Genomic DNA, 24,180 nt, shown 5'->3' with positions numbered 1-24,180 from the left:
CGAACTGCCTTCCATGACCCAGCACAAGGAACCCTGCGATGTCGCGCGGCCAGCACCAGCCAGACTCTCCAGCCACCGTCGTCCAGCGCCGTGGCCAGCCTGTCGGCCATGAGCCCATGCTGCTCAAGCCCCTGGCCCAGGCCATCGCGCTGCTGATGCTGGCGGGCACGGCCCACGCCGCGCAGCCGTTCAGCTCGGCCTGGTTTGCGGCCAAGGGCGCTGCGCCCGCCAGCGGGGGCGGCGTCGGCGGCGGTGGCACCGTGCAACTGCCCGGCGCGCCACCGCCGCTGGCACAGCAGCAGCGCCTGAACCAGCAGTTCCAGCGGTCGGTGGGCAATCTCAACAACACCGTGGCCGCCATCGCCGCGCAGCAGGCCGCCCAGGCCGCCGGGCGTACCCTCGCGCAGGTGCAGCCGCAGACCGTGCCCAACGGCCTGGGCGAGGGCGGCCTGAAGGTCGACGAGAACCCGTTGACCAAGGGCTGGCAGAATGCCAAGGCGCCGCAGCAGAGCCAGGTGGGCGGCAGGACGCAGGTGCTGATCGAGCAGACCGCCGACAAGGCGATCCTCAACTGGGAGACCTTCAACGTCGGCCGCGACACCACGGTCAAGTTCGATCAGCAGGCGCAGTGGGCGGTGCTCAACCGGGTCAACGACCCCAATGCCCGGCCGAGCCAGATCCAGGGCCAGATCGAGGCCCAGGGCACGGTGATGCTGGTCAACCGCAATGGCGTGGTGTTCAACGGCAGCAGCCAGGTCAACGTGCGCAACCTGGTGGCGGCGGCAGCGCAGGTCAGCGACGAGCAGTTCCGCGAGCGTGGGCTTTATGTCGACAACAACGCCAGCCAGGCCACCTTCACCGAGGCCGCCGGCAAGCTCCAGGTCGAGCGCGGCGCGCAGCTGCAAACCCGCGCGCCGGCCAGCTCCACCGAAGGGGGCGGCTACGTGCTGTTGCTGGGCAGCGAGGTGAGCAACGAAGGCCAGATCATCACGCCCCAGGGCCAGGCCACCCTGGCCGCCGGTGACGCCTTCTATATCCGCCGGGGCAAGGGCACCCAGGCCAACGCCTTCTCCACCACCCGTGGCAACGAGGTCGCCAGCAGCCTGAAGGCCGGCAGCAGTGCCGGCAGCGTGGCCAACGCTGGCTTGATCCAGGCCGCGGGCGGCGACATCACCTTGACCGGCCATGCCGTGCGCCAGGACGGCGTGGCCCTGGCCAGCACCGCGGTGGACCGGCGGGGCAGCATCCACCTGCTCAATTCGGCCAGTGACGCCAACGGCACGGTCAGCTTCGGCAAGGGCAGCGTCACCGCCGTGCTGCTCGACGACAGCCAGGCCCTCGACAGCCAGCGGGAGGCCTCGCGGCAGGTGGTGGATGGTGTCAGCGGCAACAATGCCACGGGCCGCTTCGACAACTTGAGCAAGGTCATCGACCGCCCCGAGCAGTCGCGGGTGGAGGTGGTCAGTGGCGGCACCGTGCATTTCCAGGAAGGCGCCCTGACCCTGGCCACCGGCGGCCAGGTGGCGGTCAGCGCCGGGCTGCGCAGCCTGGTGGACGAGGGCGCGCGCATCGATGTGGCCGGGGCCCTCGGGGTCAAGGTGGCGATGGAAAGCAACGTGATCAAGATCAACGTGCAAGGTAACGAGCAGCGCGACGCGGCCGGCAACCGTGACAAGGGCGGCCTGATCAACAGCGATGTGTGGGTGGATGTACGGGAACTGGTGCATGTCGAGAAGGGCGTCAACGGCTACGCCAGCGATCGTTGGTACACCGCCGGTGGCCTGCTTGAGGTCGGCGGCTACCTCGGCACCCGCAACCACAGTGTCGGCGAGTGGATGGCCCAGGGCGGCACGGTGACCTTCACCGGCAAGGACCTGGTGACCCGTGCCGGCGCCGAGATCAACCTGTCCGGTGGCACCCTGGCGGTGCAGGACGGCTACGTCCGCCAGAGCTGGTTGCGTAGTGAGGACGGACGCCTGTACGAACTGTCGCGGGCCCCGGGCGACCTGCTCTACACCGGCCTGTACAAAGGCTACCAGGCGCACAGCGCACGCTGGGACCAGACCCGCACCTTCTACAATCCGCTGATCGCCCCTGGGCAGCGCTTCGAGCAGGGCTACACCGTGGGGCGCGATGCCGGCAGCCTGGTGGTGGCGACCCACAGCGCGGTGCTCGATGGCCAACTGGTCGGCCAGACCTGGCAGGACGAGCGCCAGGTCCAGGCGCCGGTGCGCGGAGGCGACGGCTATAGCCAGGTCCACAGCGCCCGAGCCCAGGGCGCGCAGCTGGTGATCGGCCAGCAGGTGCCCGGCTATCTCTCCGATGCCAAGGCGCTGGGCATGAGCCTGACCCCGGTCATGCAGCAGGTGCTGGTGCGGCAAGGGGCGGACGGGCAGAGCGCCGATATCGGCCTGCAGGCACCGCTGGACGACAAGCGTCGCGGGCAACTGCTGCTCGACAGCGACTGGCTCAACGGCTCGGCCCTGGGCGGCCTTACGGTCGCCGCTCAGCAGCGTATCCAGGTCGATGATGCCCTGCGTCTGGCCGACGGTGGCAGCCTGACGCTCTATGCCCCGCAGGTGCAGGTCAATGCCGACTTGACCGCCAGAGGCGGGCAGATGGTCCTGGGCGATGTGCTCAGGCAGCGGGTCCTCGCCAGCCTGCAGGACCTGCCGCTTGTTACCCCGACAGGGCTGCGCGCGCAGGTCGGCGTGGCCGCCGGCGTACGCTTGGATGTCAGCGGCTTGCGCAGTGAAGGTGTGAGTCCCGGCGAGCGGGCCTGGCGCAACGGCGGCAGTCTGAGCCTGCGTAGCAGCGGTGATGTGCTGTTGGACAGCGGCAGCGTGCTGGACGTATCCGGTGGGGTGGTGCGCCGCGAAGCCAACCGCCTGCTCGGCGGCAGTGGCGGCAACCTGACCTTGCAGAGCAGCGTGCTGAACAGCGCCGGGACCGGCCGGATGCGCCTCGATGGTGAGCTGCGCGGTTACGGCAGCAGTGGTGCGGGCACCCTGACCGTGGCCGCCGACCGGGTGAGTATTGGCGCCGCCGCCGATGGCAAGGCCAGCGTGCATCTGGCCGAGGATTTCTTCAGCCGCGGCTTCACCCACTACGCCATCACCGGCAATCACAGCCTGAGCGTGGCCGCCGGCAGCCGTATCGAGGTCACCCGGCCTGTGGAGCGGCTTGACGCCAGCCAGCCGGTCAGTGGTCAGGCGCAGGTCTGGCTGGCGCCGCCGCTCGTGCAGAACGCCGTGGCCGGCACCCTGGAGTCGCGTGCCGGCGCCAGCCTGGCCCTGGCGGCGGGCGATACCCGTTTCGCCCAGACCTTGCGCGAAGCAGCGTTGCTCGAGGTCGGGCGCGGCGCGACGATCAGTGTCGACCCGTTGCAGTCCATCAGCCTGGGCAGCACCGCGCAATTGACCCTGGACGGCACCCTCAATGCCTGGGGCGGCAGTGTCAGCCTGCTGCAGCCGTGGCTGCCGGCCATGGATTCCGGTGTATCCGAAGGCGCGCACCAGCGCTCCATCCGCCTCGGCGACCAGGCCCTGATCGATGTGTCCGGTCGGGCGGTCACGGCCGTTGACCTGCAGGGGCGCCGCTATGGCCGGGTCGATGACGGCGGCAGCATCGTCATCGGCGGGCAGATCGACCACAACCTGGGCACCAGCAACGGCGCCTACCTGTTCCTGGACATGGCCGAAGGCGCCCGCCTGCGCGCCGATGGCGCCCAGGCCACGCTGGATGTCCGTGGCCAGGGGCCGGTGGCCGTGGCCAGCAACGGCGGGCGCATCAGCCTGGCGTCGAGCCATGGGTTGCGCCTGAACGGCAGCTTCAGTGCCGCTTCCGGTGGTCGTGGCGCTGCGGGCGGCAGCCTGGAGGTGGCGTTGGACACCGGTCTGTACCTCAATGCCAGCTTGGTCGACGGGGTCAAGGCACCCCGCGAGCTGACCCTTGCCCAGGGCGCTGCTGGCCTTGAGAGCGGACCGTTGCGCTATGGCCAGGGGCGCCTCGACGTCGCCAGGATCGCTGCTGGGGGCTTCGACAGCCTGTCGCTGCTCAGCGACGGCGTGGTGGCGTTCGATGGCGGCATTGATCTGCAGATGGCCCGCAGCCTGCAGCTGTACACCGGTTCGCTGGTGCTGGCCCAGAGGAGCGCAGGCGACGCCCGTGTTCACCTGCAGGCGCCCTATGTGCGGCTCGCGGGCAGCAACCACCGCAGCGCTGAGCAGGCGACCCGACCGACCCTCAAGGGCGGCCTGTCGACCCAGGACAGCGCGGCGCTGTTGCAGGTCGACGCGCAGCTGCTGGACCTGCGCGATGCGCTGACCCTGGGCGCCCATGGCAGCCTGGCCTTGGCTACGGGCGGCACGTTGGATTTCGATCGGCGTGGCTTTGCCCTGGGCAGCCTGCGCAGCCAGGGCGACCTGCGCGTGCTGGGCAAGGTCGGCGAGGGCACCGACCGCACCTTGCTGCGCGGCAATGCCGACCTGGAGCTGCTCGCCGCGCAGATCTACCCGACCACCGGTGCCTTCGGCCAGATCGAGACGGGCGCCAACGCCACCCTGCGCATTGGCAGGGCCGGCCAGGGCACGCCCGAGCAACCGTTCTCGGTATTCGGCCGACTGGCGCTGATCGCCGGCAAGGTGGAGCAGGGCGGCGTGCTGCGGGCGCCGCTGGGCGGGTTGTCGCTGGGGCAGGAAACGGGGGGCACCCAGTCCGTGACCCTGCTGCCGGGCAGCATCACCTCGGTCAGCGCGGCCGGGCTGGTCATGCCCTATGGCGCAACGGTGGACGGCTTGAGCTACCTGTTCGGTGGCGAGGCGGTGAAGCTGGTGGGGGCGGCAGGCGACAGCCTTTATGGGGTGTCGCTCAACGGCAAATCGATCGATGTCCGCCAGGACGCCTTGATCGACCTGTCCGGGGGCGGCACGTTGACCGGGGCCGGATTCGTCTCCGGACGTGGCGGCTCCACCGATGCCCGCTACCACCCGCTGATGCAGTTCGATGGCGAGGGGCGCCTGGTCCTGCCCACCCTGGACAGCAACCCGGTCTATGCCATCGTGCCAAGCTTCACCGGCCCCTACGCACCGGTCACCGGCGAAGCCGGCGTGGCAGCGCCGGGGATCGGCCAGCAGATTACCCTGGATGGCAGCATTCCAGGCCTGGCGGCAGGCACCTACACCTTGCTGCCGGCCAGCTACGCCCTGCTGCCGGGCGCGTTCAGGGTCGAGCTCAATGGCCTGGCCACGGCCGTGGGACGCTCTGGCAGCCAGGCGATGCGCAACGGTTCATGGACCACCACGGGCAGCCTGTCGGTGGCCAACACCGGTATCCGCCAGGCGCTGCCGAGCCAGGTAATCCTGACCGCAGCTGACGTGCTGCGACGCTATTCGCAGTACAACGAAATGGCCTACGCCGACTTCGTGCGCGCCGATGCCGTGGCCAAGGGCGTGCCGCGCGCGGCGATCGAGGCCGATGGCAAGTGGCTGAACCTGCGGGTGCAGACCAACAATGACGCCGCCAGTACCTTGCGTGTCGCCGGGCGGGTGAACTTCGCCGCCGCCCAGGGCGGTCATGCCGGCAGCGCGGCGGTGTTCGGCGCCCGGGGCCTGGAGATCGTCGCCGATGGCGGCAGCGGCCAGGCCATCGGCGACAACATCGCGGTGCTGTCGGCACGCGAGCTCAATGCCTTGCAGGCACCCCGGCTGACCCTGGGCGGGCGGGCCAATGTGCTCTACGGCCAGGGCGGCAACCAGATGACCTTCCTCGAAGGCACCCGCGATATCTGGGTGCGTTCGGGGGCCGAGCTGCGGGCCGGCGAAGTGTTCCTGACCAGCAACGATCCGCACGGCGGTATCGTCGTCGAGCAGGGGGCCGGTCTCGTCACCCTTGGCCGTGGCGCGGTGCCCTTCGGTGCCGATGACGGCTACTTCATCAACAGCAATGGCCGCGCCTTGCTGGCGGTGTCCAATGGTCGGCTGGAGGTGCTGTCTTCGCCACTCACCACCAGCGGGGCGCCGGGTTCCATTCTCATTGGCGGCTGCAGCGCCGGCGATTGCCAGGGCAGCACCCGGCTGTACTCGGAAGGCTCGTTGTTCGCCGCCACCGACAAGACCTTCAGCCTCGATGATGGCGTGGCCTTCGGCACCCGTCACCTGGGCCTGTCGGTCGGTCGGATCAACGTCGGCAGCGCCGAGGCGCTGGCCCAGGCCCTGGCCAATGGTGTCCTGGGTCAGGGCCTGACCCTCAACCAGCAGGTGCTCGACCGCCTGCTGCAGGGCAGCCCGGCCGATGGCGTGCCTGCTCTGCAGACCCTGACGCTGGCGGCGTCCGACTCGCTGAATTTCTTCGGTACCACCGCGCTCGACACCTACGACCCGGTCACCGGCAAGAACCGTCTGCAGGCCTTGGTCCTCGGCGTGCCGGCCATCCATGGCAGTGGCTTGGCCGGCGACCAGGCGACCATCCGCACCGAACGCTTGATCTGGAGCGGTGCCCGTAACGTCGCGGGTGCGCCGATCGCGGGTGGGGCCGGCAGTGGCGATGGCGTGCTGGCCATCCGCGTCAAGGACCTGGAATTCGGCTATGGCGCCAACAGCCAGCCCGACGGCAGCGCCGACATGGCGCGCCAGACCTTGGGCTTCAGCCGTGTGGAACTGCACGCCAGCCACCAGGTGACGGCCAACCACAAGGGCAGCCTGCTGGTTCATCACCGCCGTGGCGACTACCAGGCCGACGGCGGCTTCGCCTATAGCGGTGGCGACCTGCTGGTGGACACGCCGTTGTGGACCGGCACCGCGGGTTCGCTCAACCGCATCGAGGCCGGCGGCACCCTGCGTGTGCAAGGCGCTGCGGGCACACTGGCCAGCGGCCGCGAGGCACTGGGGGCCGAGTTGAGCCTCAAGGCGCGGCAACTGCTGGTCGACGGCACCTTCAGCCTGCCCAGTGGCCGCCTGACCCTGCAGGCCGTGGACGACCTGCGCCTGGGCGACGCCGCGCGGGTGGACCTGGCCGGGCGCACCCTGACCTTCAATGATGTGACCCAGTACAGCTGGGGTGGCGAGCTGGTGCTCGGCAGTCAGTTCGGCAACATTCACCAGGCCGCCGGCGCGTTGATCGACCTCAGTGCCCGCAACAACCGCGCCGGTCGCCTGAGCGCCATCGCCCTGGGTGAGCAGGGCGGGGGCATCGAGCTGCTCGGCCGGATTCTTGGGGCTGCCAGCGGCCAGTATGATGCCGCCGCCACGCGGGTCCCCTACGCGGGTGGCGCGGTCGATATCCGTGCCCGGCACCTAGACGATTTCGCCGGCCTCAACCAGCGCCTGAACCGCGACGAAGTGTTCGGCGCGCGCAGCTTCCAGATCAAGCAGGGCGACCTGGTGATCGGCGATGAGCTTAAGGCACGGCAGATCAACGTGTCGCTGGACAATGGCCAGCTCAGGATCGAGGGCCATGTCGATGCCAGCGGCGAGCAAGTCGGCAGCATCCGCCTGGCCGCCGGACGTGGCCTTGCCCTCGGCGCTGGGGCGCTGCTCGATGCCCACGGCAGTGGGCTGCGGGTCGACAGCTACGGCGCGATCATCGACGCGCCGAACCGCGCCGTGGTCGAACTCAACAGTGGCCAGGGCCAGCTGACCCTGGCCAGCGGCGCGCGCATCGACCTGCGCCACGGCACCGCCGCCGGGCAGGGCGATGGCCGCCCACGCGGCACCCTGGAGCTGATCGCCCCGCGCCAGGGCAGCGATACCGCGGGTGATATCGCCATCGACGTGCGCGGCCCTGTGGACATTCTCGGTGCCCGTTCCATCGCGGTGGTCGGCAACCAGCGCTATACCGACGCGGCGCCGGGCGGCACTTCGGTCAGTGGTCGGCCGGTCCAGGTAATCGACCAGGATTACCTGAACCGCAAGCACGACCTGAGCGTGCAGTTCATCAACCACCTGCTGGGTAACCGCGATCTGCTCGAGGTGCGCCTGGCCGGGCTCAACAACACCCGCTACGCCCAGGCCCTGCACCTGCGGCCGGGCGTGGAGATCGCCACGGCCGATGCCCGCACCGACCTGGTGGTGCAGGGCGACCTGGACCTGTCCGGCCATCGCTACGCCAGCCTCAATCCGCTGACCGCGCAGACCTCGGTCTACGGTTCAGGCGAGGTGGGCAACCTGGTGCTGCGCGCCGGGGGCAACCTGGAGGTGTACGGCAGCATCAGCGACGGCTTCATGCCGGTGGACCTGGCCACCGACGACACACGCACGGACGGCAAGGGCTGGTTGCTGGTGCCCGGCAAGCAGCCCTTCGACAGCGACCTGGTGATCCCGCGCAGCGGCGTCGAACTGGCCGAGGGCACGCGGTTCCCCGAAGGCAGCCTGCTCAACTTCGACCTGCCGTTCGCCGCCACCACCTTGCCGGCCAACCAGCGCCTGCCCAGTGCCTTGAGCCTGTCGGCGCCCTTGACCCTGCCTGCGGGCACGGTGCTCGAGGCCCCGGTGCGCGATGCCGGCGGCAACCTGTTGTATGCCGCCGGCACCTTGTTGCGTGAGCCGGTCACCCTGGCCGTTGGCACGCGTCTGGATGCGGGCAGCCGCCTGCCGGTCAGCGTGGCGGTGCAGGGCGGCACCTGGAGCAAGGGCGTTGCCCTGCCCAGCAGCGGTCTGACCCTGCGCGGCGTGCTGGGCCTGGCCGTGGGCTCGCGGCTGCCGGCCGGCACCGACGTCAAGCTGGCCGAGGGCGTCGACCTGATCGAGTTGCGGCCCGCGGTCAATGGCCAGCAGGGGCGCAACTGGGCGCTGGCGCAGATGCTGGCGCAAGGTTCGCAGTCCTGGTCGATGCGCCTGGTGGCCGGCGCCGACCTGGATGCCGCCGACAGCCGCATCACCCGCCCCGACACCGAGGCCGGCGTGTTGCGCCTGGCCGACCTGCACTACATGGCGCAGCAGAAACGCAGCGGCGGCGGGGATACCGGCACCGGCATGGTCTGGGGGCCGGACAACACCTACGGTATGGAGCCAGGTACTCCGGTGGCGCCCGAGGACCTGGCGCTGTGCGAGATCGCCGGCTGGTGCGAGCCGGCAGTGAAGACCATCAAGGTCTGGGGCCCCGACAACACCTATGGCATGGAGCCGGGTACCCCGGTGGCGCCCGAGGACTTGGTGCTGTGCGACATCGCCGGCTGGTGCGTGGACCAGACAGTGGGCGGCAAGAAGATCTGGGTCTGGGGGCCGGACAACACCTATGGCATGGAGCCCGGCACCCCGGTGGCGGAAGCCGACATGGACCTGTGCTCGATCCCCGGCTGGTGCGTGGAGGTTGATGCGCCGAGCGAGCCCGAGCGTATCGAGGTCACGCCGCAGACCCTGATGTTCAGCGTGCTGCGTACAGGCACCGGCGATCTGGACCTGCTCAGCGCCGGCGACTGGCGCATGGACTCGCTGTTCGGCGTCTACACCGCCGGCACCCAGGCGCCGTCGCTATGGCGCGACGGCAGTGATCCGCACCAGGTCGCCCGTGGCCGGCTGGCCGACGGCAGCGTGCTGGGCGGCGCCGGCACGGCCTATGAAGCGTTGACCGACAGCCTGTACCGCGCCTGGTATCCGGAGCAGGGCGGCAACCTGCGCATCGCCGCCGGCGGCGACCTGACGGGCAACCTGGTGGCGACCAGGACCGGCAGTGCCCTCGCCAGGCCGCAAGTGGCGTCGGCCGCGGTGGGCAACTGGTTGTGGCGCCAGGGACAGCCCAGCGCCGATATCCCGGCGGCCTGGTGGGTCAACTTCGGCACCTTCGCCCAGCAGCCCCAGGCCACGGTGGCCGAGCCCTGGCTGGTGGGCTTCACCGGCATCGGCACCCTGGGCGGCGGCAACCTGGATGTCGGCGTGGACGGTTCGGCGGGCCTGCTGCAGAGCAGCAACACCGCGGGCGTCGAGGCCGAGCGCAGCCAGGGCCTGAACCTGGTGGTAGGCGGCAGTGGCCGGATGACCGAGGACGGCCGCCTGGTGCAGACCGGAGGCGGCGACCTGAACCTGCGTGTGGCCGGCGCCATCAACCCAGATTCCAGTGCCCTGGAAATGTCGCGCGTCACCCCCGACCTGGGCGGCACGCTGGTCAACCTGCGCGGCGCCCTGAATGTGCAGGCGGGCAGTATCGGCGTGGTCAGGCAGGTCTATGGCAGCAGCTTCGCCTTCAACGACAGCAGCGAGTCGCGTGCCTACGACCCTTTCACCTCGACCAAGGCGGCGGCGCTGGGTGGCCTGACGCTGATGCCGGGCGATGCCGCCGTGCGCCTGGACAGCCGCGGCGACCTGGTCGTGCAAGGCGTGGGCGACCCAGGTCGGGTGCCGCAGTTCAACATGACCGGCTTCCACGGCGACAACGGTATGCGCTATGCCGGGCAGGGCAGCAGCTGGTTCTCGCTGTGGCGCGAGACCACCGCCGTTGACTTGCTGGCCCTGGGCGGCAATGTCACGCCGGTCAACCTCGACGACACCCGACCCGGGCGCAACCTGCCGCTCTACGGTGGGCGGCTGTTCTACCCGACGGCCCTGCGCGTGTTGGCGGCCAACGGCAGCTTGTACTACGGCAGTTCGGCCAGCGAGCGGGGCGTCGCGACGTCGGCGTACTCGCTGATGACCGCGCCGTCTGCGCGCAGCGCCCTGCAACTGATCGCGGGCGAGTCGATCTATGCCGGTGGCTATGTGATCAGCCAGGCCGGCACCGACACCTCAGCCATCGCCACGCCGCAGCGACCTGCCATGCTGGGCCAGGACTTCGCGTTCGTGTACCGGGCCGGCAACCTGAGCGGGGACGTTGCCGCCAGCCTAGATACGGCGCCGTTGTTCACCTATGGGCTCAACACCTACAGGGCCGGGCAGCGGCCGCAGGCGCCTGCGCGTTTCTATGCCCTGGCGGGCGACATCCTCGGCTTGAACACCGGCGAAATCATTGAATACCAGCAGACCGGGCTCAAGCTGTACCAGGGCGCAGGGCAGGTGCGGGTGATGGCCGGGCGCGATATCGTCAATGCCGGCAAGGCGCTGGGGACCGAGCGCTTCGGGGCGACGGGCATGGTGGCAGGGGATCAGGGCAACATCCATTCCTCGGGCAACCTGATCATTCATGGCGACGCGTTGGATGTCTCGTTGATCAGCGCCGGCCGCGACATTCGCCTGAGCACCTTCAATGTTGCCGGGCCCGGCCAGTTGGAAGTGGTGGCCGGGGGCAACCTGTTCCAGTCCGGCCAGGGCGTGGGCTCGGCTTACCAGGAGGCGGCGATCAACAGCATTGGCCGGGTCGATGGCAGCGGTGGCGGGAACGACGGCGCGGCCATCGCCATCATCGTCGGCGCTGGCAAGACCGGGCCGGACTATACCCGCCTGCTCAAGCGTTACCTGAGCACGAAGCAGGGCCAGCCGGACCAGCCGTTCAAGGTCTACGACCAGGAACTGCAGGCCTGGCTGCGTGAACGCTTCGACTTCACCGGCGATAGCGCCGCAAGCCGTGACTATTTCGCCGCCTTGCCCGCCGAGCAGCAGCGCATCTTCGCCCGGCAGGTCTACTTCAGCGAACTGCGCGAAGGCGGACGCGAGTACAACGACGTCAACGGCCCGCGTACCGGCAGCTATGTACGCGGCCGTCAGGCGATCGCCACGCTGTTCCCTGAGCGGGATGTGGCCGGCAATCCGATCAGCTATGGCGGCAGCGCCACGTTCTATGGCGGGGCGGGCATCCATACCGACTTCGGCGGCGGCATCCAGGTGCTGACACCCGGTGGCCAGCAGGTGTTCGGCATCGAGGGCGAGGCGCCACCGTCCACCGCCGGGGTGATCACCCAGGGCAGCGGCGATATCCAGCTGTACTCGCACGGCAGCATCCTGCTCGGCCAGAGCCGGATCATGACCACCTTCGGCGGCTCGATCCTCGGTTGGTCGGCCCAGGGCGACATCAACGCCGGTCGCGGTTCGAAGACCACCGTGGTGTATACCCCGCCCAAACGCACCTACGACCTGTGGGGCAACGTCGGCTTGGCGCCAAGCGTGCCGAGCACCGGCGCCGGCATCGCCACGCTCAACCCGATCGCCGAGGTGCCGCCGGGGGATATCGACCTGATCGCGCCGCAGGGCACCATCGACGCTGGCGAGGCCGGGATCCGCGTATCGGGCAATGTCAACATCGCCGCGCTGCAGGTGGTCAACGCCGCCAACATCCAGGTCCAGGGCGACGCCAAGGGCATGCCTGCGGTGGCCTCGGTGAATACCGGGGCGATCGCCTCGGCCAGCGCCGCGGCATCGTCGGCCAGCCAGGCCGCCGAAGAGGCGGGGCGCCAGCAGCAGGCCGCGTCCAGGCAGCGCCAGCCGTCGGTGATCACCGTGCAGGTGCTGGGCTTCGGTGGCGAGCGGTTGGTGCCGGGGCAGGACGGGGCGAGCCTCAACCCCCAGTACAATCGCCAGAGCCCGGTGCAGGTGCTCGGGGCCGGGGCGCTGGATGAACGGGCGAAGGCACAGTTGACCGAGGAGGAGCGGGGCAACCTGTTGCTATGAGCCGGGGCTGCCGGGCAGCGGCGATGGGCCAGGAGTCCTGGCCTTCGCTGCTGCCCGGCTCGTTATCGTCGGGCTTCATCGACCGCTGTCGGATCCGCCTTTTTGTCGCGGGTGCGCAGCAGCGACAGCAGCACGCCGCCGAGCAGCAGGCCGAACGTCACCCCCAGCGACACCCCGGCCGGCACCTTGCCCACCAGCCCGTGCCAGAAGATCTTGCAGCCGATAAAGATCAGCACCAGCGCCAGCGCGTACTTGAGGTAGACGAAGCGGTGCATCAGCGCCGCCAGGGCGAAGTACAGCGAGCGCAGGCCGAGGATAGCGAAAATGTTCGAGGTGTAGACGATGAACGGATCCTGGGTGATGGCGAAGATCGCCGGTACGCTGTCGACGGCGAACACCAGGTCGGCCAGTTCGATCAATACCAGGGCCAGGAACAGCGGCGTGGCATAGCGGATAGCCCGCGTTGCTCCGGGCGGTGTGAGCTGAACGAAGAAGTGCCGGCCATGCAACTCGTCGGTGACGCGCATGTGCCGGCGCACGAAGCGCAGTACCGGGTTGTTGGCCAGGTCCGGGTGGGCGTCGTCCTTCGACAGCGCCATCTTCACCCCGGTGAACAGCAGGAAGGCGCCGAACAGGTACAGCACCCAGGCAAAGTGCTGCACCAGCGCGGCGCCCACGCCGATCATGATCGCCCGCAGCACCACCACCCCGAGGATGCCCCAGAACAGCACGCGGTGCTGGTAGCGGCGGGGGATGGCGAAGAAGCTGAAGATCATCGCCATGACGAACACGTTGTCCATCGACAGCGATTGCTCGACCAGAAAACCCGTGTAGAACTCCAGCGCCGGTTGCGCGCCCAGCTCATACCAGACCCACACGCCGAACAGCACGCCGACGCTGAAGTAGCCCGAGTACAGCAGCAGGCTTTCGCGCATCTCGATCTCGCGGTCCTGGCGGTGCAGCACACCCAGGTCGAGGACCAGCAAGGCGATGACGATGGTGATGAAGACCAGCCACAACCAGGCGCTGGTGCCGAGAAAAGGCGTGAAGAGGAATTGCTGCAGAGCCGTCATGAGCCCCTCCTTGATTGTCGACGTTGCATGGCAACAGTGATTCCGACATGGCGGCGCAAACCGTCAGAGGGGCCCGGCATCACATGATTTTGAGCCTAGTCGCGATCCTCGGGCTTGCCGAATGGCAGGCTGTTACATTTCTTTGCCTGGATCCAATGGCCAGCGGCGCGGCGGACCGACTGCGCGCTATGGGGCTGACGGGTCTTGCAGCGTATCCGTGAGGGGCACATCCCCGGGGCGCCGCCGGCCTACCAGGCCAGCGGCTGCTCGAACCCCTTCCAGCACACCCAGCGTCGTACCTCGCCATGCGCCCCGGTGCCGATCTGCCATTGCGGTCGGCCGCTGTCCAGGGCGATCAGTGAAATGAAGCCGGCATGGCTGGCCACCGCCAGGGTGCGGCCGTCGGCGCTGATGTCCATAGCGCTGATGGTCGAGCCGAGGTAGTGCTGCCAGTGCTCGCTGCCGTCCTCGCCAAAGGCGCGCAGATAGCCATGGGCGTCGCCGACGATGTACTCGCCTTCGCGGGTGACGCCTGCGTAGATCCGCGCGCCGTCCTGCAACAGCGGCGTGCGCGGGTCCTCGCTGTAGAAGCCGGTGTCCAGCCCCGGCAGGTCGGCCACCCGCACGCCGACGGTGCCGCCCTGGTAGAAATGGCAGGCGTTGAGGATCAGCTGGTCGCCGCGCCGGTTGAACAGGGCGAAGTGCGGGTACTCGCTGGCCGGGCCGACTTCGGCGATGGGCCTGAAGTGTTCGTCGAGCACCAGGTGCCGGCCGCACTGCTCACCCAGGGCGATCAGCCGGCCATCCGGTGACAACGCGGCGTGCTCCATGGCCAGGCCCAGGGCTATGTCGTCCGGATCGGTGCCTTGGCGCAGGTCCTCGAGAATCGTCTCCTGGCGTGGCAGCAGGCGCGTGGCACCGTTGGCGGCGAGGACGAAGATGCCGTCGCTGCTGACCAGCAGGACCCGCTGGCCGTCAGGGAAGGGTAGCAGCGCGGTGGGCGTCGGCGGCAGGTCGAAGGGGTCGAACGGGTAGCCGGCGGGCAAGCCTTCCAGGCCATGGGGCCAGGCCAGCCTGGCCACCTGCGGGCCGCCCCAGCCATCGGTCACGCGCACCCCTTCGGCATTGGCCAGGGCGTAGTAGCGCCGCTGCGGGCAGCGGCCGAAGTGCTCGACGCCAATCACCGGGGTGATGCCCTGGTCGTCGATACGCAGCACCTGGCCCCGGTCGAACGGCATGCCGATGCGCGCCAGCAGGCTGCCGTCGTCGAGCAGCAGCAGGTTGCCGATGCCCTGGGCCTGTTCCTCGAACAGGGGCACCAGCGGCAGGTGCGCTGGCGGCCAGGCCTCGCGGAACAGCTGGCGCTGCGCCGGCTCGACGCCGGGTCGGTTGATGGCCCGCAGCGCCGCCAGCCAGGCGTCGAGCAGGTGTTCGGTCGCCGCTGCCTGCGGCTCCTCCAGATCGTCCCAGCCTTGCGCACGGCCCTGCGCGACATAGCGGTTGATGGCCTCGGCGTAGGCGATGACCGCCTCGCGCCATTGCTGCTGGGGGTGCTGCTTGTCCATGGGCGGATCGAACTCCTTGTTCCGCAGGGTGAGTGGCGCTGCCACAAAAGGGTGCATGGTACTCCGTCGGCGTCCGTGGTTGTGAGGTCCGGGCTTGATGCGTACCATGCTGGGCATCCTTCCAATAATCAAAAACGTGCATCACCGGCCTGGCACCTGGGCAGGCGATGCGCGTCCTGTTGCCTTGCCCGCGGAGAAAGACCTCTTCACATGAATGGACCCGTACCCACCTCCATGCCCCCTGCAGCCGGCAACGGCAGCTGGCTGAGCGTCATCGCCCTGGCGCTGGCGGCGTTCATCTTCAACACCACCGAGTTCGTCCCGGTGGCGCTGCTCAGCGACATCGGTCGCAGTTTCGAGATGACCACCGCGCAGGTCGGCCTGATGCTGACCATCTATGCCTGGGTGGTGGCGCTGGCGTCGCTGCCGATGATGCTGATGACCCGCAACATCGAGCGGCGGCGCCTGCTGCTGATCGTGTTCCTGGTGTTCATCGCCAGCCACCTGTTGTCGTGGTTGTCGCAGAGCTTCGCCATGCTGCTGGTCAGCCGCATCGGCATTGCCCTGGCCCACGCCGTGTTCTGGGCCATCACCGCGTCGCTGGCGGTGCGCGTGGCGCCGCCCGGCCAGCAGGCCAAGGCGCTGGGCCTTTTGGCCACCGGTACCACCCTGGCGATGGTCATGGGCATCCCGCTGGGGCGGGTGGTGGGCGAGGCGCTGGGCTGGCGCATCACCTTCCTGTGCATTGCCGGGGTGGCGCTGGCGACCATGCTGTGCCTGATGAAGTCGCTGCCGCTGCTGCCGAGCCAGAACTCCGGCTCGCTGCGCAGCCTGCCGATCCTGTTCAAGCGCCCGGCGTTGGTGATCACCTACCTGCTGGTGACGCTGGTGATCACCGCGCAGTTCACCGCCTATAGCTATATCGAGCCGTTTGCCTTGCACGTGGCGCAGATCGGCGGCGAGCGCACCACGCTGCTGCTGTTGCTGTTCGGCGGCGCCGGGGTGTTCGGTTCGGTGCTGTTCAGCCGCTACAGCGAGCGGTTCCCCCATGGCTTCCTGGTGGGCGCCATCGGCGCCCTGGCGGCGTGCCTGTTGCTGCTGCTGCCGCTGTCGGGCAATTTCCCGGTGTTCGCCGGGCTGAGCATGGTCTGGGGCGTGGCGATCCTGAGCTTCAGCCTGGCCCTGCAGTCCAAGACGCTGAAGCTCGCCTCGGATGCCACCGACGTGGCCATGGCGCTGTTCTCGGGAATCTACAACATCGGCATCGGCGGCGGCGCGCTGCTGGGCAGCATCGTCAGCAGCCAGCTGGGCGTGGCGCATATCGGCCTGGTCGGTGGCGGCGTGGCGGTGGTTGGCCTGGTGCTGGCATTGTCCAGCACCCAGCGCTTTCGTGAGGCCTTGACGCGCGTTCCCGGCCAGGTCTGAACCGCGACCTCTGTAGGGGCTGCCCGAGCATCGAAGCGCAGCCCCGGCACGCGAATGCCCATCGACTGATCCGCATCAATCCCTCAGACAATATGCGCCCCTGTAATAGGGGCGCTTGTGTATCGGCAAGGCTGCCACTAATATCCAAGCGTTTTCTTGTGTAATTGCCTGTTCCCCCTGGCCAGGCCATCAATACGGACGTTGATATGGATTTGCACACCTCCCTGTGGCTGTTCCAGGCCATCCAGGCCGTGGGCCTGGCCTTGTGGCTGAGCATCGCGGTGTTGAACAACCTGCAGGCTTTCGCCAGCTCCGTTGGCGCCATCGGCGCCACCCTGGCCATGGCGCCGCTGCGCCAGCCACCGGCCATCGACTTCCCCCTGCTGCGCCGGGCCTGCCAGTCGACCGGCCTGGCCCGCACCGCGCTGCTGGTGATCCTGCTGCTGCAGGTGGTCGCCAGCGTGGCGGCCTGGATCGGTTGCTACGGGCTGATCGTTGCCCAGGACCCGCTCATGGCCCGCGCCTGGCTGAACCTGGCGCTCGCTGCCTTCCTCGCCTTCACCTTTGCCATGCTGCTCGGTGGCCTGTGGTTCGGCTACTGGATTCGCCAGGAAGGCCTACAGCTCACCCATCTGGTGCTGGTGCTGTGGGCGATCCTGGCGTTCTTCCTGTTCAACCTGAATTGGGCCTGAGGCGAGGACGCGCGATGAAGAGCAAGGCGATACTCGGCAGCGTCCTGGTACTGGCGCTTGTGACTGCCGGCGGTCTGGCCTGGCGCCATGCCGGCCAGGCCCAGGCCACGGCGACACCGGCGCGGCACCTGGTCAAGGTGGCCCTGGCCACGGTGCAGAAAGCACCACAGAAACGTGCCTTCGCCGGCGTCGGCGAGCTGGAGGCGGTGCACCAGGTGCTGGTGTCGGCCGAAATCGGCGGACGGGTGACGGCGATCAACTTCACGTCCGGCCAGCAGGTGCGCAAGGGCGATGTGCTGGTCACCCTCAACGATGCCCCCGAGCAGGCCGAGCGCCTGCGCCTGAAGGCCCAGCTGGACAATGCGCGGACCAACCACCGGCGGGTCAAGGACCTGCTGCGCGAGAACGCCGCCACCCAGGAACAGCTGGACAACGCCCTGGCGGCCCGCGACATGGCCCAGGGCGAACTGGCCCGCACCGAGGCGGTGATCGCCCAGAAGGCGGTGCGCGCGCCGTTCGACGGGCGCCTGGGCATCCGCCGGGTGAACCAGGGCCAGTACCTCAATGTCGGTGATCCGGTGGTCAGCCTGATCGACACCCGCAGCCTGTACGTCAACTTCTCCCTCGAAGAGCAGCTGAGTGCCCAACTGCGCCCCGGCCAGCCGGTCGAGGTGCGTCTGGATGCCTTCCCCGACACGCCGTTCACCGCCCATATCACGGCCATCGACCCGTTGATCGGCCGGTCGCGCACCGTGCAGGTCCAGGCCACCCTGGCCAAGTCCGATGCGCGCCTGGCGGCCGGCATGTACGCCAGCGTGCAGGTGGCCAGCCCCGATGACGGCCAAGTGCTGACCGTGCCGGAAACCGCGGTGGCCTATACCGCCTATGGCGACACGGTGTTCGTCGCCCGCCACGATGACGCCGCCGGTGCATTGGTGGTGCAGCGGGTGGCGGTGCGCACCGGCGAGCGCCAGGCCGGTCGGGTGGTGATCGAACAGGGCTTGAACGAGGACGACCAAGTGGTGGTGTCGGGGCAGTTGCGCCTGAGCGACGGCACCGCCGTGCAAGCCACCGAAGACACCCTGCAGGCCCCGGCCAGCGGCGCCTGACCCCAGCGAGAACACGCCATGACATTCACCGACCTGTTCGTGCGCCGGCCTGTGCTGGCGCTGGTGGTCAGCACCCTGATCCTGCTGCTGGGGCTGCTGTCGCTGCTGCAGTTGCCGATCCGCCAGTACCCATTGCTGGAAAGCTCGACCATCACCGTGACCACCGAATACCCCGGCGCCCCGGCCGAGCTGATGCAGGGCTTCGTCACCCAGCCGATCGCCCAGGCGGTGTCGTCGGTGGAAGGCATCGACTACCTGTCGTCCTCCTCGGTGCAGGGCCGCAGCCTGGTGACCGTGCGCATGGAGCTCAACCGCGACTCGACCCAGGCGCTGACCGAGGTGATGGCCAAGGTCAACCAGGTGCGCTTCCGCCTGCCGGAGCGCGCCTACGACCCGGTCATCGAGCGCTCGGCCGGGGAGTCGACGGCGGTGGCCTATATCGGCTTTGCCAGCCCGAGCCTGCCGATTCCGGCCATGACCGACTACCTCACGCGGGTGGTCGAGCCGCTGCTCAGTACCATCGAAGGCGTGGCCAAGGTACAGGTGTTCGGTGGCCAGACCTTGTCGATGCGCCTGTGGATCGACCCGGCGCGCCTGGCCGCCCGGGGCCTGACCGCCGCCGATGTGGCCGAGGCGGTGCGGCGCAACAACTACCAGGCGGCACCCGGCAAGGTGAAGGGGCAGTACGTGATCGCCAATATTCGCGTCGACACCGACCTGACCTCGGTCGGCGACTTCCGCGAGCTGGTGATCCGCAACGACGGCAACGGCCTGGTGCGCATCCGCGACATCGGCACCGTCGAGCTCGGCGCCGCCTCGGCCGAAACCAGCGCCAGCATGGACGGCGTGCCGGCGGTGCACCTGGGCCTGTTCGCCACCCCGGGCGGCAACCCGCTGGTGATCGTCGAGGGCATCCGCCAGCTGCTGCCGCAGATTCGCCAGACCCTGCCGCCGGACGTCAAGGCCGAGCTGGCCTTCGAGACGGCGCGGTTCATCCAGGCCTCCATCGACGAGGTCACCAAGACCCTGCTCGAAGCCCTGGCCATCGTGGTGGTGGTGATCTACCTGTGCCTGGGTTCGTTGCGCACGGTACTGATCCCGGTGGTGACCATCCCGCTGTCGATGCTTGGGGCGGCGGCGCTGATGCTGGCGTTCGGTTTCAGCATCAACCTGCTCACCTTGCTGGCCATGGTGCTGGCGGTGGGGCTGGTGGTGGACGATGCCATCGTCGTGGTGGAGAACGTCCACCGCCATATCGAGGAGGGGCGCACACCGGTGGCGGCGGCATTGATCGGCGCCCGCGAGGTGGCCGGGCCGGTGATCGCGATGACCATCACCCTGGCCGCGGTGTACGCGCCGATCGGCATGATGGGCGGGCTGACCGGCGCGCTGTTCCGCGAGTTCGCCCTGACCCTGGCTGGCGCGGTCGTGGTTTCCGGCGTGGTGGCGCTGACCCTGTCGCCGGTGATGAGCTCGTTCCTGCTTGATGCGCGTCAGTCCGAAGGGCGCATGGCCCATGCCGCCAACCGTTTCTTCGACTGGCTGGCCGAGCGCTACGCCCATGTATTGGGGTTCTCGCTGAAACATCGCTGGATCAGTGTCGGCTTCGCCTTGCTGGTGCTGGTCAGCCTGCCGCTGCTGTACAGCCTGCCGCAGCGCGAGCTGGCGCCGACCGAGGACCAGGCCGGGCTGCTTACCGCGATCAAGGCGCCGCAGCATGCCAACCTGGCCTATGTCGAACGATTCGCCGACAAGCTCGACGCGGTCTACCGCACCCTGCCGGAGACCGTCAGCACCTGGATCATCAACGGCAGCGATGGCATCGCCTCGGGCATCGGCGGCATCAACCTGCAACCGTGGGACGAGCGTGCGCGCAACGCCTCGCAGATCCAGCTCGACCTGCAGGCGGCGGTGAACGATGTCGAAGGCACCAGCATCTTTGCCTTCCAGCTGCCGGCGCTGCCGGGTTCGACGGGCGGCCTGCCGGTGCAGATGGTGCTGCGCAGCTCCCAGGATTACCGAGTGCTGTTCGACACCATGGAGCAGGTCAAGGCCAAGGCCCGACAGAGCGGCCTGTTCGCCGTGGTCGACAGCGACCTGGACTACAACAACCCGGTGGTGCAGGTGCGGGTCGACCGCGCCAAGGCCAACAGCATGGGCATCCGCATGCAGGACATCGGCGAGTCGCTGGCGGTGCTGGTGGGGGAGAACTACCTCAATCGCTTCGGCCTCGACGGCCGCTCCTACGACGTCATCGCCCAGAGCCCGCGCGACCAGCGCCTGACCCCGCAGGCCCTGACCCGGCAGTACGTGCGCAGCGAGGAGGGCCGGCTGGTGCCGTTGTCGACCGTGGTGCAGGTCAGCGAGCAGGTCGAGCCCAACCGCCTGACCCAGTTCAACCAGCAGAACGCCGCGACTTTCCAGGGCATCCCGGCGGCCGGGGTCACATTGGGCGACACGGTGGCGTTCCTCGAACAGGTCGCGGCTGAATTGCCCGTTGGTTTCAGCATTGACTGGCAGTCCGACGCCCGCCAGTACCAGCAGGAGGGCAACGCCCTGATGCTGGCGTTCCTCGCCGCCGTGGTGGTGATCTATCTGGTGCTGGCTGCGCAGTACGAGAGCCTGGTCGATCCGCTGATCATCCTGATCACCGTGCCACTGTCGATCAGCGGCGCGCTGCTGCCCCTGGCGCTGGGGGTGGCCACGGTGAACATCTATACGCAGATCGGCCTGGTGACGCTGATCGGGCTGATCAGCAAGCACGGCATTCTCATGGTGGAGTTTGCCAACACCCTGCAGGCCGAGCAGCACCTGGACCGGCGCACGGCGATCGGCAAGGCGGCGCAGATCCGCCTGCGGCCGATCCTGATGACCACGGCAGCCATGGTGGTGGGGCTGATACCGCTGCTGTTCGCCTCGGGCGCTGGCGCTGCCAGCCGTTTCGGGCTGGGCGTGGTGATCGTCACCGGGATGCTGGTGGGGACCTTGTTCACCCTGTTCGTACTGCCGACCATCTACAGCCTGCTGGCCCGTGACCATGCCAGCACCGCGCGTTCGGCGCGGGCGCGGTCGTTGGCCGAAACCCTGGAGGGCCAGCCATGAAGCCTGTATTCGTCGTCTCCCTGATGGCCCTGGCCTTGTCTGCGTGCAGCGTCGGCCCCGATTACCAGAAGGCCGAGGTACCGACCAGTGGCGTGCACAGCCCGCAGCGCGCCGCCTTCGCCGCCCGTGGCGAGTTGCCGGCGCAGTGGTGGCGGTTCTTCGACGACCCGCAGCTGGTGCGCCTGGTCGACCAGGCCCTGGCCAACAACCACGATATCCGCCAGGCCCATGCCAACCTGCTGGCGGCGCGGGCGCTGTTCGACGACCGCAGCCTCGACCGCTATCCCTGGGTCACCGCCCGCGCCGGCTACAACCAGAGCCTGGAGCAGCAGCAACCGGCTGATGGCAGCGACCCGCGGCGCATGCGCACCGAGCAGTACCGCGCCGGCTTCGACGTGCAGTGGGAGATCGACCTGTTCGGTCGCCTGCAACGCCTGACCGACGCCGCCGAGGCCCGCGCCGACGCGGCGGAGGCGGACCTGCGCCAGGCGCGCCTGAGTATCGCCGCGGAAGTCGCCCGCAACTACTACCTCCAGCTTGGGCTCAAACGCAGCCTGGCCGTGGCCGAGGATCAGGTCGAGGCCTGGCGCGAGACCCTGCAACTGACCAGCGCCCAGGTGCGCGCCGGCAGCGGCCAGTACGAGGACCAGCAGAACGCCCATGCCAACTTGCTGCTCAGCGAGGCGGCGGTGCCGCCGTTGCAGGCGGCAATCCAGCAGGCCAGCTACCGCCTCGACGTGCTGACCGGGCAGGTGCCAGGCAGCCAGGAACAGGGCGTCGCGCCGTTCCTGCCGCCGTTGGCGCGCCAGTTGCCGTTGGGCGATGTCGACGCGCTGATCGGCCAGCGCCCTGATGTGGTCAGCGCCGAGCGTGAGCTGGCGGCCAGCACCGAGGATGTCGGCGCGGCCACCGCCGAGCTGTACCCGCGTCTGGACCTGGGCGGCTTCATCGGTTTCTTCGCCCTGCGCGGCGGCGACCTGGGCAGTGCCGCCCGCGCCTACGAGCTGGCGCCGGTGGTGACTTGGCCGGCGCTGCGCCTGGGCAACGCCCGTGCCCGCCTGCGGGTGCGCGAGGCGCTGGCCGAGGGCAGTCAGGCACGCTACCAGCAGGCTGTGCTGCTGGCCCGCGAAGAGGTGGAGAACGCGGTGACGCAACTGGTGCGCAACCAGGCGCGGCTGCAAAGCCTGGTGGCTTCCGCCGGCCACGGCAGCGAGGCCATCGACATTGCCAACAAGCGCTATCGGCGTGGAGCGGGGACCTACCTGGCGGTGTTGGAGAACCAGCGTGCGCTGTTCTCGATCAAGCGCGAGGTGGCCGAGGCGGAAACGGCGTCGTACCTGGATGCGATTGCGCTGTACAAGGCGTTGGGGTGGGGGAGTGCGGCACAGTAGCCCTCATTGGTTGTTACCCTGTGGGCGCCATGGGCGGCGAGCAAGAGTTCCAGGATGGGCCTAATTTTTCCGGTGCGGTCTTCGTTTTCATGGAAGCCGCCCTGCGCCCGGCGCGTTCGGCACTCATCATTCAAGGAGACAGGCAATGACTTCCGTTTTCGACCGCGACGATATCCAGTTCCAGGTAGTGGTCAACCACGAAGAGCAGTATTCCATCTGGCCCGACTACAAGGCGATCCCCAACGGCTGGCGCGCGGTGGGCAAGAGCGGCCTGAAGAAGGACTGCCTGGCCTACATCGATGAGGTCTGGACCGACATGCGTCCACTGAGCCTGCGCCAGAAGATGGCCGAAGCCGCGGCGCAGTAAGGCGGTGTCGAGCTTGAACCTGCTGTGCCTGCCGTACTCCGGTGCCAGCGCCATGGTCTACAGCCGCTGGCGGCGCAAGCTGCCGGCCTGGCTGCAGGTGCGTCCGGTGGAGTTGCCCGGGCGTGGCGCGCGCATGGGCGATCCGCTGCACACCGACCTGCGGGGGCTGGCCCGGCAGCTGGCCCATGAGCAGCGGGGCGCCACCCAGGCGCCCTACGCGCTGCTCGGGCACAGCCTGGGGGCGCTGGTCGCCTTCGAGCTGGCCCACGAGCTGCGGGCGCTGGGGTGTCCGGCGCCGGTGGCGTTGTTCGCCAGTGGGACGGCGGCGCCGACCCGGCGGGAGGACTATGCCGGTGGCAAATGGACCGAGCCTCGGGGGGAGGCCGAACTGATCGGCGAACTGCGCAAGCTGGGGGGGACACCTGAAGAAGTGCTGGCCAACCAGGAGCTGATGAGCCTGACCTTGCCGATCGTGCAGGCGGACTTTTTGCTTTGTGGGCGGTATGTGTATGAGCCGCGTCAGTTGTTGCAATGTCCGTTGCATGTGCTGGGTGGTGAAGAGGATCGGGCCAGTGATGAACAGTTGCAGGCTTGGGGGCGGGAGACTGGCGGGGGGTACTCGCTGACGAAGTTTCCGGGTGGGCATTTCTTTATTCATGAGCAGGAAGAGCGGGTGCTTGATGTGCTTTGCCGGACGTTGGAGCCTTTGAGGCTTTGTGCTTGATTGGTGGGGTTGGGGTGTTTGGCTATAGCTGATATTTGATCTGTTGTTGTTGTTGTTGTTGTTGTTGTTGTTGGTTTTGGAAGTTGTATGCGCATTCATTTGTGATGTCGACGCTTAATCACCTTTCCGCCCTTACGGCGGGTTACTTAATGAGATGGTCACCCCGGCACCCTGCGAGGCGTACGCTTTCGCAGGGTGCTTT

General features: G+C 68.5%; 10 protein-coding genes. 8 read left to right on the top strand and 2 right to left on the bottom strand.

The annotated features are described in order from the left end of the window. Window positions 1–38 precede the first annotated feature (38 nt). The gene (locus AC25ND_RS25150; protein ID WP_486976638.1) at window positions 39–12,530 is read left to right on the top strand and encodes a filamentous haemagglutinin family protein; all 12,492 of its coding nucleotides are present in this window, start codon (window positions 39–41) and stop codon (window positions 12,528–12,530) included. Window positions 12,531–12,592: 62 nt separating this feature from the next. On the opposite strand, the gene AC25ND_RS25145 is transcribed toward AC25ND_RS25150, so the two are convergent. Together AC25ND_RS25145 and AC25ND_RS25140 are read right to left on the bottom strand one after the other, a co-directional pair. Further along, window positions 12,593–13,603, bottom strand: coding sequence for a TerC family protein (locus AC25ND_RS25145; RefSeq protein WP_036985693.1), 1,011 nt, complete (start codon window positions 13,601–13,603; stop codon window positions 12,593–12,595). Between the two features lie 248 nt (window positions 13,604–13,851). Further along, the gene (locus tag AC25ND_RS25140) at window positions 13,852–15,168 is read right to left on the bottom strand and encodes a hypothetical protein (protein ID WP_084943219.1); all 1,317 of its coding nucleotides are present in this window, start codon (window positions 15,166–15,168) and stop codon (window positions 13,852–13,854) included. Window positions 15,169–15,378: 210 nt separating this feature from the next. Here AC25ND_RS25140 and AC25ND_RS25135 point away from each other — a divergent pair, with 210 nt between their 5' ends. From AC25ND_RS25135 to AC25ND_RS25105, 7 genes are all read left to right on the top strand, one after another. After that, entirely contained in the window at window positions 15,379–16,593 is a 1,215-nt protein-coding gene (locus AC25ND_RS25135) for a sugar transporter (protein ID WP_062363466.1), read from the top strand. A 206-nt stretch (window positions 16,594–16,799) separates the two neighbouring features. Continuing rightward, entirely contained in the window at window positions 16,800–17,285 is a 486-nt protein-coding gene (locus AC25ND_RS25130) for a DUF2165 family protein (RefSeq protein WP_062363470.1), read from the top strand. Window positions 17,286–17,299: 14 nt separating this feature from the next. After that, window positions 17,300–18,394 carry an efflux RND transporter periplasmic adaptor subunit gene (locus AC25ND_RS25125; RefSeq protein WP_062363475.1) on the top strand — a complete coding sequence of 365 codons (1,095 nt, stop codon included), beginning with the start codon at window positions 17,300–17,302 and terminating at the stop codon, window positions 18,392–18,394. Between the two features lie 18 nt (window positions 18,395–18,412). Then, entirely contained in the window at window positions 18,413–21,496 is a 3,084-nt protein-coding gene (locus tag AC25ND_RS25120; RefSeq protein ID WP_028688759.1) for a MexW/MexI family multidrug efflux RND transporter permease subunit, read from the top strand. Further along, window positions 21,493–22,887 (top strand): efflux transporter outer membrane subunit, encoded by a 1,395-nt coding sequence (locus AC25ND_RS25115; protein ID WP_247283206.1) that lies wholly within the window; start codon window positions 21,493–21,495, stop codon window positions 22,885–22,887. Before AC25ND_RS25120 ends, AC25ND_RS25115 begins: the two co-directional genes overlap by 4 nt. A gap of 145 nt (window positions 22,888–23,032) precedes the next feature. Next, entirely contained in the window at window positions 23,033–23,254 is a 222-nt protein-coding gene (locus AC25ND_RS25110) for an MbtH family protein (RefSeq protein ID WP_003256222.1), read from the top strand. Between the two features lie 4 nt (window positions 23,255–23,258). Further along, complete coding sequence (locus AC25ND_RS25105; protein WP_028688760.1) at window positions 23,259–23,978, top strand: thioesterase II family protein; 720 nt, start codon at window positions 23,259–23,261, stop codon at window positions 23,976–23,978. The last annotated feature ends 202 nt before the right edge of the window (window positions 23,979–24,180 follow it).

It is taken from the genome of Pseudomonas sp. P110(2024), assembly GCF_057480795.1.
This window is presented reverse-complemented; position numbering and strand designations above follow the sequence as displayed.